This is a genomic window from Sphaerisporangium cinnabarinum, assembly GCF_055567015.1.
Window position 1 is genome coordinate 129,363 of sequence record NZ_JBVHRG010000002.1, and the last position, 12,985, is coordinate 142,347.

The window sequence follows — 12,985 nt, forward strand, 5'->3', positions numbered from 1 at the left end:
CACGAGGCGGGGACCGGCCGAGCCGCGACCGGTCGAGTTGTGGGGACCCACCAACCCGGGCCCCCGCGGTGCTGGCGGCGACCGCATCGAGTGGGTGCGATCCTCCAACTAGGCTCGGGTGCGTGACGGACTCTGCGACGACCTCGCCCGCGACGACCGAGAGCGCCGACGCGCCCCGCCTCACCGGGACCGCGGCGAAGCTCGCCGACCTCGACCGCCGTCGCGCGGAGGCGGCCGGGCTGCCCGAGGAGGCGGCGCGGACCAAGCAGCACGCGCGCGGCAAGAAGACGGCCCGCGAGCGCATCGACGCGCTCCTCGACGAGGGGAGCTTCGTCGAGCTCGACGCGTTCGCGAAGCACCGCTCCCACAACTTCGGCCTGGAGACGAAGCGGCTCGCGGGCGACGGCGTCGTCGTCGGGCACGGCACGATCGACGGCCGCCAGGTGTGCGTGTACTCGCAGGACTTCACGGTGTTCGGCGGGAGCCTCGGGGAGGTCCACGGGCAGAAGATCACCAAGGTGCAGGACCTCGCGCTGCGCACCGGGGTGCCGCTCGTCGGCATCTCCGACGGCGGCGGGGCGCGCATCCAGGAGGGCGTCGCGGCGCTCACGCAGTTCGCGGAGATCTTCCGCCGCAACGTCGCGTCGTCGGGCGTGATCCCGCAGATCTCGCTCATCCTCGGCCCGAGCGCGGGCGGCGCGGTGTACTCCCCCGCCCTCACGGACTTCATCGTCATGGCCGACAAGACGTCGAACATGTTCATCACCGGGCCGGACGTGATCCGCGCCGTGACGGGCGAGGACGTGGGCTTCGAGGAGCTCGGCGGCGGCCTGACGCACAACGAGAGGTCCGGTGTCGCGCACTACCTGGGCAGCGACGAGGACGACGCGATCGACTACGTGCGCCACCTCGTGTCGTACCTGCCGCAGAACAACCTGTCGGACGCGCCGTCGTTCCCGCCCGACGACGTCGAGCTCGCGGTGACGGAGGAGGACGAGGAGCTGGACGCGCTCGTCCCGGACTCCGACTCGCAGCCGTACGACATGCGCACGGTGATCGAGCACGTGCTCGACGAGGGCGCGTTCCTCGAGGTGCAGCCGCTGTTCGCGAAGAACGTGCTGGTCGGGTTCGGGCACGTGGAGGGCCAGTCGGTCGGCGTCGTCGCGAACCAGCCGCTCGCGATGGCGGGCACGCTCGACATCGACGCGGCCGAGAAGGCGGCGCGGTTCGTGCGCACGTGCGACGCGTTCAACATCCCGGTGCTCACGCTCGTGGACGTCCCGGGCTTCCTGCCGGGCGTCGACCAGGAGCACCAGGGCATCATCCGTCGCGGCGCGAAGCTCATCTACGCCTACGCGGAGGCCACGGTCCCGCTCGTCACGGTCATCACGCGCAAGGCGTACGGCGGCGCCTACATCGTCATGGGGTCCAAGCAGCTCGGCGCGGACGTCAACCTCGCGTGGCCGACGGCGCAGGTCGCGGTCATGGGTGCCGGCGGCGCGGTGAACATCCTGCAGCGCGCGGCGCTCAAGCGGGCGGCCGACGCGGGCGACGACGTCGAGGCGGAGCGCGCGCGCCTCGTCGCCGAGTACGAGGACGCGATCGTCAACCCGTGGGACGCCGCGGAGCGCGGCTACGTGGACGCGGTGATCCGGCCGTCGGAGACGCGCGTGCAGGTGGTGCGCGCGCTGCGCGCCCTGCGGACCAAGCGCGCGAGCCTGCCGCCCAAGAAGCACGGCAACATCCCCCTGTGAGCGCCGCGGACCGCACCAGCCCGACGACCCGCCGCACGAGCAGCCCGAGAGAAGGACGGTCATGAGCCACGAGGACGCCACGCACGGCCCCGCGCCGCTGGGCGCGGTCGACCCGGCACCGATGCACGCCGCGGTCGACGCGCTCGCCGCGGCGCTGCACGAGTACGTCGGCACGGCCGTGGGGGTGCGCGCCGAGTTCGGGGCGTCGGAGGCGGACGAGGACCCGCGCGTCCTCGCGCTCGAGGCGCGCGTCGGCGCGCTCAACGCGCAGCTCTTCGACGTGCTGCACGAGGCGCTCGGCATCCACCCGGACCTCACGTCGTCCGTCTGGGAGCCCGTGGAGGGCGAGGACACCGGCGACGCGGACGCCGCGCCCGCGGACCTGGAGGACGACACGTTCACCCTGGAGTACGTCGTCGTCTCGCGGCCCGGCGGGCCCGACCTGGACGACGTCGTCGGGCTGCTGGACTCGTGGGGCCACGAGGCGCACGCGCGCCTCACCGAGGCGGGCTACGACGTCCCCGAGTGGGGCGTCGGCCGCGGCACGGACGAGCACGAGGACGACGCGTGAGCGAGCAGCGGGCGGTGCCCGGCGCCCCGAGCGTGCGCGTCGTGCGCGGCGCCCCCGACGATCTCGAGGTTGCCGCGCTCGTGGCCGGGCTCGCCGCGGCGGCCGCGGCCGGTGACGTGCCCGACGACGTCGCGCCCGTGGACGAGTGGACCAACCGCGCGCGCGTGCTGCGCGGGACGGGCGACGGCGCGACCGCGAAGAGCTTCGGCGGCCGCGCCGGGCGGCACAACGCCGACTCCTGGCGCTGGAGCCTGCGCTCGTGACGACGCCCGGCCCGTCCCCCCGCGTGCGCCGGCTGCCCGAGCGGGCGGTGCTCGTGGAGCCCGCTCCGTCGGCCGACGCCGTCGAGGCCGACCCGACGGCGCTGCCGCCGGTCGCACCCGTCGCCGTGTGGCGCCGCTGGGCCTGGGCGGTCGCCTTCGTGCCGACGGTCGCGCTCCTCGTCTACCAGCGTGCGGGCGCCGCGCGCGGCTGGCTGGTCCCGGAGGCGCTCGTGGTCGTGGCGACCCTCGGCCTGCTCCTGACCGCGCTGCTCGCGCTCGTGCGCTACCAGGACGACCGCGCCGCCGCGCGTCTCGCGCGCGGTCGCGACGCGCTCCTCGCCGCCCCCGTCCGGGCCACGGGCACGCTCACCGTGCCCGCACCGGACACCGACGGCCCGCCGCCCGGTGCGCACGACGTGCGCGGGACGCTCGTCGTCACGACGGGCTCGGGCGTGGCGACGGCGCGGCCGGTGCGCGTCGTCGTGCCCGCGGGCGCGGCGGGCCCCCGCCCGGGCGACCCGGTCGCCGTCTGGCACGCGGCCGACGACGAGGACGCGGCCGGGGTGCTGCTCGTCCGCTACCACCGCGAGTGGGCCGACGACCTGCTCGCCGCGCTGCGCAGGGGCGGCCCGGCAGCGGACGACGGGGCGGACCAGGACGGGCCGGACCAGCCCGATGTTCGCACGGAGCGCCCGCCCCGCGCCGAGTAGTCTCGTCCGGGTGAGCGACACCACCACCACCCCCGCCGGCGCCTCCGCCGGGACCCCCGACCGCACCCCCACGCCGATCGACGCCGTCGCCGAGGCCTACGTCACGCGGGTCGCCGAGCTCGACCCGCTGGCCGCCACCTCGATGGGCCTGGCCGGCTACGACCACCTCGTCACCGACCTCTCCCCCGCCGGGCACGAGGCACGCGCCGAGGCCGACCGCGCGGTGCTGCGCGAGCTCGACGGCCTCGAGCCGGTCGACGACGTCGACCGCGTCACCCTCGCGGCGATGCGTGAGCGCATCGGCCTGCAGCTCGAGCTGCACGAGGCCGGCGAGCCGCTCGCGAGCCTCAACAACATCGCGTCGCCCGTGCAGGAGCTGCGCGACGTCTTCGACATCATGCCGACGGGCACGGTCGAGGCGTGGGAGAACATCGCGGCCCGCCTCAACGGCCTTCCCGGCGCGATCGACGGCTACATGGCGTCGCTCACGGAGGCGGCGTCGCGCGGCAACGTCGCCGCGATCCGCCAGGTGCGGATCGGCGTGGCGCAGTCGCGCGAGCTCGCCGACCCGCAGGGCTCGTTCTTCACGTCCTTCGTCTCGGGTCCCGAGGCCGACGCCGTCCTCGACGACTCCGCCGCGTGCTCGCTCGTGCGCAAGGAGCTCGAGCACGGCGCCGCCGCCGCGCGCGAGGCCTACGGCCGGCTCGCGGACTTCCTCGAGACGACCCTCGCCCCGCAGGCGCGCGCCGAGGACGCCGTCGGCCGCGAGCGCTACCGCCTCTTCTCGCGCACGTTCCTCGGTGCCGAGGTCGACCTCGACGAGACGTACGCGTGGGGTCTGGAAGAGCTCGCGCGCGTCGTCGCGGAGCAGGAGGAGATCGCGCGCCGTATCGCCGGCCCGGGGGCGAGCGTCGAGGACGCGGTCGCGGCGCTGGACGCCGACCCGACCCGCAAGCTCCTCGGCAAGGACGCCCTCAAGGCGTGGATGCAGGAGACGTCGGACGCCGCGGTCGCCGCGCTGAACGGCGTCCACTTCGACATCCCGGCCCCGGTGCTCGACCTCGAGTGCATGATCGCGCCGACCCAGACCGGCGGGATCTACTACACCCCGCCGAGCGACGACTTCTCCCGCCCGGGCCGCATGTGGTGGTCCGTCCCCGCGGACGTCACCGAGTTCAACACGTGGCGCGAGAAGACGACCGTCTACCACGAGGGCGTCCCCGGCCACCACCTGCAGTGCGGCCAGGCCGTGTACGCGCGCGCGACGCTCAACACGTGGCGCCGCCTGGCGTGCTGGGTCTCGGGCCACGGCGAGGGCTGGGCCCTGTACGCCGAGCGCCTCATGGCCGACCTCGGGTTCCTCGACGACGACGGCGACCGCCTCGGCATGCTCGACGCGCAGCGCATGCGTGCCGCGCGCGTCGTGCTCGACATCGGCGTGCACCTCGGGCTCCCCGCCCCGCAGGAGTGGGGCGGCGGCACGTGGGACGCCGACAAGGCGCTCGCGTTCCTGCGCGCCAACGTCAACATGCCCGACTCGTTCGTGCGGTTCGAGCTCGACCGCTACCTCGGCTGGCCGGGCCAGGCGCCGTCGTACAAGGTCGGGCAGCGGCTGTGGGAGGCCACGCGCGACGACGCGCGCGCCACGGCGCAGTCTCGCGGCGAGCAGTTCGACGCGAAGGCGTTCCACGAGCGCGCGCTCAACCTCGGTTCCGTGGGCCTCGACGTGCTGCGCGACGCGCTCTCGTCGTGACCCCCGCGCACGACCGGCCCGGGACGGCGGCACGCCGCCCCGGGCCGGCCGGCGTCCGGCTGCCCTGAGCCGTGGGCGCCGTCCTCACCGGCTTCGCCGTCATCGCCGTCGTCGTGGCCGCCGGGTATGTCACCGCGCGCCTCGGCATCGGAGGTCCCGACGCGCGGACCGCGCTCAACCGCGTCGGGTTCTTCGTCGCGAGCCCGGCGCTGCTGTTCACCGTCCTCGCGCGGGCCGACGTCGGCGCGCTGTTCCAGGCGCCCCTCGCGGTCGCCGCGACGTCCGCCGTCGTGACGGCGGGCGTGTTCGTGCTCGTCGACCGGCTCTGGCTGCGGCTGCCCGCTCCCGAGGCGACGGTCGGCGCCGTCGGATCCGGCTACGTGAACGCGAACAACATCGGGCTGCCCGTCGCGGTCTACGTGCTGGGGGACGCGACCGCCGTCGTGCCGGTGATCCTGCTCCAGCTCCTCGTGCTCGCGCCCGTCACGCTGCTCGTGCTCGACGTGACGACGAGCGGACGGGCGTCGTGGCGGCTCGTGCTCGCCCAGCCCGTGCGCAACCCGATCATCCTCGGGTCGCTCGCGGGCGCCGTCGTCTCGGTGAGCGGCTGGACGCCGCCGGCGGCCGTCATGGCCCCGCTCGACATCCTCGGCGGGGCCGCGATCCCCATGATCCTGCTCGCGTTCGGCATGTCGCTGCACGGCACGCGCCCGCTCCGGCGCGGCGAGCCGCGCGCGGCCGTGGGCGTCGCGAGCGCCGCGAAGCTCCTCGTCATGCCGGTGGTCGCGTTCGTCGTCTCGCACCTCGTGCTCGGGCTCGACGACGCGGCGGTCGCCTCGGCGGTCACGCTCGCCGCGCTGCCCACCGCGCAGAACGTCTACAACTACGCGGCGAGGTTCGGGCGCGCCGAGATCCTCGCGCGCGACACGATCCTCGTCACGACGGTCGGCTCGCCCGTCGTGCTCCTCGTCGCGGCGCTGCTCCTCGCGTAGCCGGGGCCGCGCACCGTCCCGGGTAGTCTGCGCGGGTGCTCCGACTGCTCCTCGCCTCCCGCTCCCCCGCCCGCCTCGCGACGCTCCGCGCGGCCGGCGTCGACCCGCTCGTGCGCGTGTCCGGGGTCGACGAGGACGCCGTGCTGCGCGAGGCCGCCGCGGAGCGCGGCGGGCTCGAGCCCGTCGACGCCGTGCTGGTCCTCGCGCGCGCCAAGGCGGAGGAGGTCGTCCGCACGCTCGACCCGGCCGCAGGGGCGCCGGAGGCCGACGCCGCGCTGCTCGTCGGGTGCGACTCGATGCTGGAGCTCGACGGCGAGGTGCTCGGCAAGCCCGCCGACGCGGACGACGCGCGCGCCCGCTGGCGCGCCATGCGGGGCCGTGCCGCCTTCCTGCACACGGGGCACTGGCTCGTGGACCTGCGCCCGGCCGACGCCGGGGGGACGGGCGCCGCGGTGGGCGCGACGAGCTCGACCGTCGTGCACTTCGCCGACCTCGCGGACGACGAGATCGACGCCTACGTGGCCACCGGCGAGCCGCTCCACGTGGCCGGCGCCTTCACGGTCGACGGCCTCGGCGGCCCGTACGTGGAGCGGATCGAGGGCGACCACCACGGCGTCGTCGGGATCAGCCTGCCGCTCGTGCGGTCGCTCCTGCGCGAGGTCGGGGTGGCCTGGCACGCGCTGCGCGCCTGACGCGTCGCGCGTGCGCCGCGTTGTCGAGGGCGGACAACCCGGCGCACCTCACGGAGCCCAGGGACGGGCCGCTATGGAGGTTTCCGACAACCGCCCTCGGCGCGGCTTGGTTTGTTCTCCAATCTTGTCCGGTACCGCGCGCAGGAGCGTGAACCGCGCCGTGCGCACGCGTTACCGTGAGCCGTGCCCGCGAACCCCACCCGCCCCCTGAGCAAGGTCCTCGTCGCCAACCGTGGCGAGATCGCCGTCCGGATCGTGCGCGCCTGCGCCGACGCCGGCATCGCGTCCGTCGCGGTCTACGCCGACCCCGACCGCCAGGCCCTGCACGTGCACCTCGCCGACGAGGCGTTCGCGCTCGGCGGCACGCGCGCGGCCGAGACCTACCTCGACATCGCGAAGCTCCTCGACGTCGCGCGCCGCTCCGGCGCCGACGCCGTGCACCCCGGGTACGGGTTCCTCGCCGAGAACGCCGAGTTCGCGCAGGCCGTGCTCGACGCCGGGCTCGTCTGGATCGGGCCGCCGCCTGCCGCGATCGACGCGCTCGGCGACAAGGTCAGCGCCCGCCACATCGCGCACCGCGCGGGCGCCCCTCTCGTCCCGGGCACGCCCGACCCGGTCGCCGACGCGAGCGAGGTCCACGCGTTCGCGGCCGAGCACGGGCTCCCCATCGCGATCAAGGCGGCGTTCGGCGGTGGCGGGCGTGGCCTCAAGGTCGCGCGCACCACCGACGAGATCGACGAGCTCTACGAGTCGGCCGTCCGCGAGGCGACCGCCGCGTTCGGTCGCGGCGAGTGCTTCGTCGAGCGGTACCTCGACACCCCCCGCCACGTCGAGACCCAGTGCCTCGCCGACGAGCACGGCACGGTCGTCGTGGTCTCCACGCGCGACTGCTCGCTCCAGCGTCGCCACCAGAAGCTCGTCGAGGAGGCGCCCGCGCCGTTCCTCAGCGCCGCCCAGGAGGCCGAGCTGTACAAGGCCTCCGAGGCCATCCTCCGGGAGGCCGGGTACGTGGGCGCCGGGACGTGCGAGTTCCTCGTCGGCGCCGACGGCACCATCTCCTTCCTCGAGGTCAACACCCGCCTGCAGGTCGAGCACCCCGTCTCCGAGGAGGTCACCGGCATCGACCTCGTGCGCGAGCAGCTGCGCATCGCCGCCGGGGAGCCCCTCGGGTACACCTCCACCCAGGTGCGCGGCCACTCGATCGAGTTCCGCATCAACGGCGAGGACCCGGCCGCCAACTTCCTCCCCGCCCCGGGACGCATCACGCGCCTGCGGTTCCCGTCCGGCCCCGGCGTCCGCGTCGACTCCGGCGTCGTCGAGGGCGACACGATCTCCGGCGCGTTCGACTCGATGATCGCCAAGCTCGTCGTCACCGGCGCCACGCGCGCGGAGGCCGTCCAGCGCGCCCGCCGCGCCCTGCGCGAGCTCGAGGTCGAGGGCATCCCGACCGTCGTCCCGTTCCACCGCGCCGTGCTCGACGCCGAGGCGTTCGTCCCCACCGACGACGAGCCGTTCCGGGTGCACACCCGGTGGATCGAGACCGAGTTCGCCGACCGGCTCGCCACGCTCGCACCGGCCCCGGCGGCGCCCGCGGACGAGGACGACGAGCCGCTCGCGACCGAGCGCGTCGTCGTCGAGGTCGGCGGCAAGCGGCTCGAGGTCGTGCTGCCCGCCGGGCTCGGCATGGCCGCCGGGCGTGCCCGCACCGCCAACGCCGCCCGGCGCCCCGCGCGCCGCAGCGCCGCGAAGTCCAACGGCGGCGGGTCGGGCACGACGCTCGCCTCCCCCATGCAGGGCACCATCGTCAAGGTCGCCGTCGCCGACGGCACCCAGGTCGCCGAGGGCGACCTCGTCGTCGTGCTCGAGGCGATGAAGATGGAGCAGCCCCTCCTCGCCCACCGCGCCGGCACCGTCCGCTCGCTCTCGGCGACCGCGGGCACGAGCGTCAGCTCCGGCACGGCCATCTGCGAGATCGTCGACTGACCTGCGCGTCCCGCCCGGCGTCCGACGGGGCAGCCGCGGTCGTCCCGAGATCGACACCTCCGACCGAGCTCGGCAGTCGGGGTCGCGATCGGCAGCAGTGACTGCCGATCCCGACCGCGAGTGCCGAGCTCGCGGTCTTCCCGCCGTCAGCCGGACAGGGCGGCGGCGCGGATCGCCCGGCGGCCCGAGGGCAGCACGACGGCGACGGTCACGACGAGGAACATGAGGACCCCGGAGACCACGAGCAGCGACTCGACGGAGAAGCGGTCCGCGAGCGGGCCGAACACGACCATCCCGAGCGGCATCGAGACCGCCATGACGATGCCGACGAAGCCGAACACCCGGCCCTGGCGCTCCGGCTCGACGGTCTCCTGGAGCACGGTCATCGACGTCGTGGAGAAGGGCGGCACGGAGAGCCCGAGCAGGAACATGAAGACGAAGAACACCCACATGTTCGTCGAGACGCCCATCGCGACGGACAGGACGCCGAAGACGAACGTCGAGCCGACGATCATCGCGATCCGGTTCTTCAGCCCGCCCCACGTCGCGAGCAGCACACCGCCGAGGAGCATCCCGACCGAGAACGCGACCTCGTTGACGGTGAGCTTCCAGACCTCCTCGCCGAAGGTGCGCGCGACCATGAGCGGCGTGAGGTACGACGGCGCGACGATGAGCAGGAACACGACGGCGTAGAGGCCCAGGACCCACCGGACGAACGGGTGCGACCCCAGGTAGCGGAACCCTTCGACGAGGTCGTCGAAGTATCCGGCTCGCTCGCCCGTGGCCGCACGCACGAGCGTCGGCACGGGCACGAGCAGGAGGAGCCCGATCCCGATCACCGCCGTGACGACGTCGACGAAGAAGACGGCGACGAGGGACATGCTCGCGTAGAGGGCCGCGGCGACCGCGGGCGCGAGGAGCATCATCGCGGACTGGATCGACTGGTTGATGCCGTTGACCCGCAGGAGCCTGCTCGTCGGCACGATCTGCGGGAGGAGCGCCGCGACGGCCGGGGTCTGGATCCCGGCGCCCGTCGAGCGGACGGCCAGCGCGGCGTAGATGAGCCAGAGGTCGTCGGCCCCGCCGAGCATGAGGAGCGCGAGCGCGAGCGTCGTCACCGCGATCGTGCCGTCGGCGGCGATGACGAGCGCCTTGCGGTTCACCCGGTCCGCCCACACGCCGCCGAAGAGGGAGACGACGGCCTGCGGGAGGAACCCGAAGAGCGTGCTCAGCGCGAGCACGGAGCCGGACTTCGTCTCGATCGTCAGGTGCCACATGACGGCGTACTGGACGAGCATCGAGCCGAACAGGGAGACGGTCTGCCCCGAGAGGAACACGGCCGTGTCCCGGCGCCACCGGGGCCGGGCGAGCGTGTCGTCCTCGGCGGGACGGTCGACGGCGTCCGCCGTCGCGGCGTCGGTGTTCTCGTACGGCGTATGGCTCACCCGGACATCGTGCCGGTCACCACCCACACGGTCCATGGAATTCGCCGACGGCGCACCACCGCACGGGGCGGGGCGCCGCACCGGGCTGGCAGCATGGGGCTCGTGACGATCCCGACCGCCCCCCGCGACCCCGACGAGCCGCCGGCCCGGCTCCCCCGCCACCTCCAGCCCGGCGACGGCTGGGTCGAGTGCGCGTGCGGCCGCCGGCACTGGGGGCTGTTCGGTGCGGCCGGGCTGCTGCTCGCGCGGCGCGACGGTGCCGGGCGCGTGACCGACGTCGTGCTCCAGCACCGCGCACCGTGGTCGGACCAGGGCGGCACGTGGGGCGTGCCCGGGGGCGCCGTCGGGCCGGACGAGACCCCGGCCCAGGGCGCTCTGCGGGAGGCGGAGGAGGAGGCGGGACTCGACCCCGCGGCCGTGCGCGTCGTCGCCGAGCGCGTGCTCGACCACGGCCCGTGGCGCTACACGACGGTCCTCGCGGAGGTCGCGGACGGCGCGTCGGTCGAGCCGCGCGCGACCGACGCCGAGAGCATCGAGGTCCGCTGGGTCCCGGTCGACGACGTCGCGGGCCTGCCCCTCCTGCCGGCCTTCGGGGACGCCTGGCCGGGTCTGCGCGCCCTGCTCGACGGCGCGCCCGAGGACTGACGGCGGCACCGGGCGCACGACCGGGCCCGGCCCCGGCGTCCGGACGCGCCTGGCTCCCGTCCGAGCCCGCCCAGTGCCGCGCGCGCCCGGGACGGTAGCGTCACGTCTCGTGAACCCCGCGCAGGCCCCTGCCGTCCCGCGCGACCGCGCCGACCTCGCCACGCTGCTCCTCGTCGTCACCGTCACGGCGACGGTGGTCGAGCTCGTGCGGTCGAGCGGCCCGCTGCTCGACCACGCGTTCTCCGCGGGGGTCGTCACCGTGGCCCTGACGGCCCTCGCGACGTACGCGGCGCCGGGGCTGCTCGTCGCGATGATCGCCGCGCGGCTCGAGCTCACCGGCCGCGTGGTGCTGCTCGCCGTCTCCGCGCTCGTCCTGGCGCGGCTCGTGCTCCAGGGGATCGGCGCGGCGATCGCCTCGGGCGCGGACCTCGGGCTCGTCCGGTACGGCGTGGGTCTCGCGACGGTCGCCCTCGGGATCGGCGTGCTCGTCCTCGTGGCGGGGTTCGCGAGCGGCGCCCGCGCGGGCGCGACCGACGGCCTCGCGCGGGGACGCCTCGTGGCCCTGGGCGTCGTGCTCGGCGCCCTCCTCGCGGCGGCGCTCAGCGCGACCCTGGGCACGTGGGACGCCTACTGGCGGGCCGACGTCGGCGCGTGGGTCGTGACGGTCGCCGTCACGGGGGCGGCGCTCGCCTGCGCGTGGGTGCTGCGCGGGCGCGACGCCCTGCCGGGGTCGCGCGGGCTGTGGGTGCTCGGCCCGTTCGTCGCGCTCGCCGTGCAGGTGCTGGTCAACCCGGCGTTCGCGGCGGCGCAGACGGGCGTCGCGCTCCCGTTCGCGGTCGCCGGTCTCGCCGTCGCCGCGCTGCTCACGGCGTGGGCCGTCCCGCGCGCCGCGCGGTCCGGGCCCGGTGCGTGGTGGCTCTCGCCCGCGGTGCTCGTGGTCGGCGTCGCCGTCGTCCTGCTCGCGGTCCCCCGCGTGGACGGGCCGGGCGCGTGGGGCTGGGCGCTGCTCGCCCTGCTCGTCGTACTGGTCCCCGTCGCGGCGCGCATGCTCGCCCTCGCGCTGACCCGCCCGGCGCTGCCGCTCACCTGGCTCCGGCTCGCCGGTGCCGCGAGCGCCGCGGGCCTCGGCGCCGCCGTCCCGCTGCTGGGCTACCAGCTCGAGTACGACGTACCGCTGCCGTTCCCCCACGTCCTGCTGCCCGTCGCGGCCGCGCTCGCCGTGGCGGTCCCCGCCGTGGTCGCCGGGCGGCGTGCCCGGCCCGCCCCGACGAGCCCCGACGAGCCGGCCTCCCGCCAGGAGCGCGGACCGCTCGCGCTCACCCTCGGGGGCGCGGTCGCGCTCCTCGCGCTCGTCGGCGTCCCCCAGGTCCACGTGCCGACGACGACGTCCGCCGTCGCGGACTACCCCGTGGGCGACCTCCGGCTGCTGGACTGGAACCTGCACTACGGCGTGAGCGCCGACCCGTCGGTCCGGCTCGACGAGATGGCGGCGACGATCGCGGGGTCCGGGGCCGACGTCGTCACGCTCCAGGAGGTGTCCCGCGGCTGGGTGCTCGGCGGCGGGGCCGACATGGCGACGTACCTCGCGCGCGCGACCGGCATGCGCGTCGTCTTCGCGCCCGCGGCCGACCGCCAGTTCGGCAACGCGATCCTCTGGGACCCGCTGCGGGGCGACCTGACCGACGTCGTGCACCACGCCCTCCCCTACGGCGCCGGTCCCCAGGAACGCTCGGCCCTCTCCGCGACGGTCGACGCCGCGGGCGTCCCGGTGCGCGTGACGTCCGTGCACGTGCAGCACCGGGAGGAGAACACCCCGACGCGCCTCGACCAGCTCGACGCGCTCCTCGCCGCGGAGCCCGTCGAGGAGGCGTACGTCCTGGCGGGCGACCTCAACGCGGAGCCGGGCTGGGACGAGATCGTCCTGCTCGAGGACGCGGGGCTCGAGAGCGGGCAGGACGTCGCGGGCGACCCCGCGGCGCTCACGTCTCCCGCGGTCGCCCCGGCGCACCGCATCGACTGGGTCCTCGGCTCGCCCGCGGTGACGTTCCGGTCGGTCGAGGTCCTCGACGTCACGACGTCCGACCACCGCCCCCTCCTCGCCGACCTCCGCGCGCAGGACTGAGACCTCGTCCGGCCCGCTCCGGCCTGAGGTCCTGGTCCCCGTGCCCCCCGACCGG

The 12,985-nt window shown here is 75.4% G+C and carries 11 protein-coding genes; 10 read left to right on the forward strand and 1 reads right to left on the reverse strand.

Annotated features, from left to right (window positions below; genetic code table 11):
* Nucleotides 1-122 precede the first annotated feature (122 nt).
* The 8 genes from ACZ4MO_RS03640 to ACZ4MO_RS03675 all read left to right on the forward strand — a co-directional run bounded on the left by ACZ4MO_RS03640 (nucleotide 123) and on the right by ACZ4MO_RS03675 (nucleotide 8,718).
* Nucleotides 123-1,754, forward strand: a complete 1,632-nt coding sequence (locus ACZ4MO_RS03640; RefSeq protein WP_175008049.1) for a carboxyl transferase domain-containing protein — start codon at nucleotides 123-125, stop codon at nucleotides 1,752-1,754.
* A 61-nt stretch (nucleotides 1,755-1,815) separates the two neighbouring features.
* Entirely contained in the window at nucleotides 1,816-2,325 is a 510-nt protein-coding gene (locus ACZ4MO_RS03645) for a hypothetical protein (protein ID WP_175008048.1), read from the forward strand.
* On the forward strand, nucleotides 2,322-2,588 hold the full coding sequence (locus tag ACZ4MO_RS03650; RefSeq protein ID WP_255437023.1) for an acyl-CoA carboxylase epsilon subunit: 267 nt from the start codon (nucleotides 2,322-2,324) through the stop codon (nucleotides 2,586-2,588). The genes ACZ4MO_RS03645 and ACZ4MO_RS03650 overlap by 4 nt, the downstream gene beginning before the upstream one ends.
* The gene (locus ACZ4MO_RS03655) at nucleotides 2,585-3,298 is read left to right on the forward strand and encodes a hypothetical protein (RefSeq protein WP_175008047.1); all 714 of its coding nucleotides are present in this window, start codon (nucleotides 2,585-2,587) and stop codon (nucleotides 3,296-3,298) included. Before ACZ4MO_RS03650 ends, ACZ4MO_RS03655 begins: the two co-directional genes overlap by 4 nt.
* Before the next feature lie 10 nt (nucleotides 3,299-3,308).
* Nucleotides 3,309-5,051 carry a DUF885 domain-containing protein gene (locus ACZ4MO_RS03660; protein WP_255437022.1) on the forward strand — a complete coding sequence of 581 codons (1,743 nt, stop codon included), beginning with the start codon at nucleotides 3,309-3,311 and terminating at the stop codon, nucleotides 5,049-5,051.
* Nucleotides 5,052-5,122: 71 nt separating this feature from the next.
* Nucleotides 5,123-6,043, forward strand: coding sequence for an AEC family transporter (locus ACZ4MO_RS03665; protein ID WP_175008045.1), 921 nt, complete (start codon nucleotides 5,123-5,125; stop codon nucleotides 6,041-6,043).
* 35 nt (nucleotides 6,044-6,078) lie between these two features.
* Nucleotides 6,079-6,735 (forward strand): Maf family protein, encoded by a 657-nt coding sequence (locus ACZ4MO_RS03670; protein ID WP_499278608.1) that lies wholly within the window; start codon nucleotides 6,079-6,081, stop codon nucleotides 6,733-6,735.
* A 207-nt stretch (nucleotides 6,736-6,942) separates the two neighbouring features.
* Nucleotides 6,943-8,718, forward strand: a complete 1,776-nt coding sequence (locus ACZ4MO_RS03675) for an ATP-binding protein (protein ID WP_175008208.1) — start codon at nucleotides 6,943-6,945, stop codon at nucleotides 8,716-8,718.
* Between the two features lie 146 nt (nucleotides 8,719-8,864).
* On the opposite strand, the gene ACZ4MO_RS03680 is transcribed toward ACZ4MO_RS03675, so the two are convergent.
* Nucleotides 8,865-10,163 carry an MFS transporter gene (locus ACZ4MO_RS03680; protein ID WP_342779535.1) on the reverse strand — a complete coding sequence of 433 codons (1,299 nt, stop codon included), beginning with the start codon at nucleotides 10,161-10,163 and terminating at the stop codon, nucleotides 8,865-8,867.
* 102 nt (nucleotides 10,164-10,265) lie between these two features.
* Here ACZ4MO_RS03680 and ACZ4MO_RS03685 point away from each other — a divergent pair, with 102 nt between their 5' ends.
* Both ACZ4MO_RS03685 and ACZ4MO_RS03690 read left to right on the forward strand, forming a co-directional pair.
* On the forward strand, nucleotides 10,266-10,808 hold the full coding sequence (locus tag ACZ4MO_RS03685; protein WP_499278609.1) for an NUDIX hydrolase: 543 nt from the start codon (nucleotides 10,266-10,268) through the stop codon (nucleotides 10,806-10,808).
* 109 nt (nucleotides 10,809-10,917) lie between these two features.
* Nucleotides 10,918-12,930, forward strand: a complete 2,013-nt coding sequence (locus tag ACZ4MO_RS03690) for an endonuclease/exonuclease/phosphatase family protein (RefSeq protein WP_175008041.1) — start codon at nucleotides 10,918-10,920, stop codon at nucleotides 12,928-12,930.
* The last annotated feature ends 55 nt before the right edge of the window (nucleotides 12,931-12,985 follow it).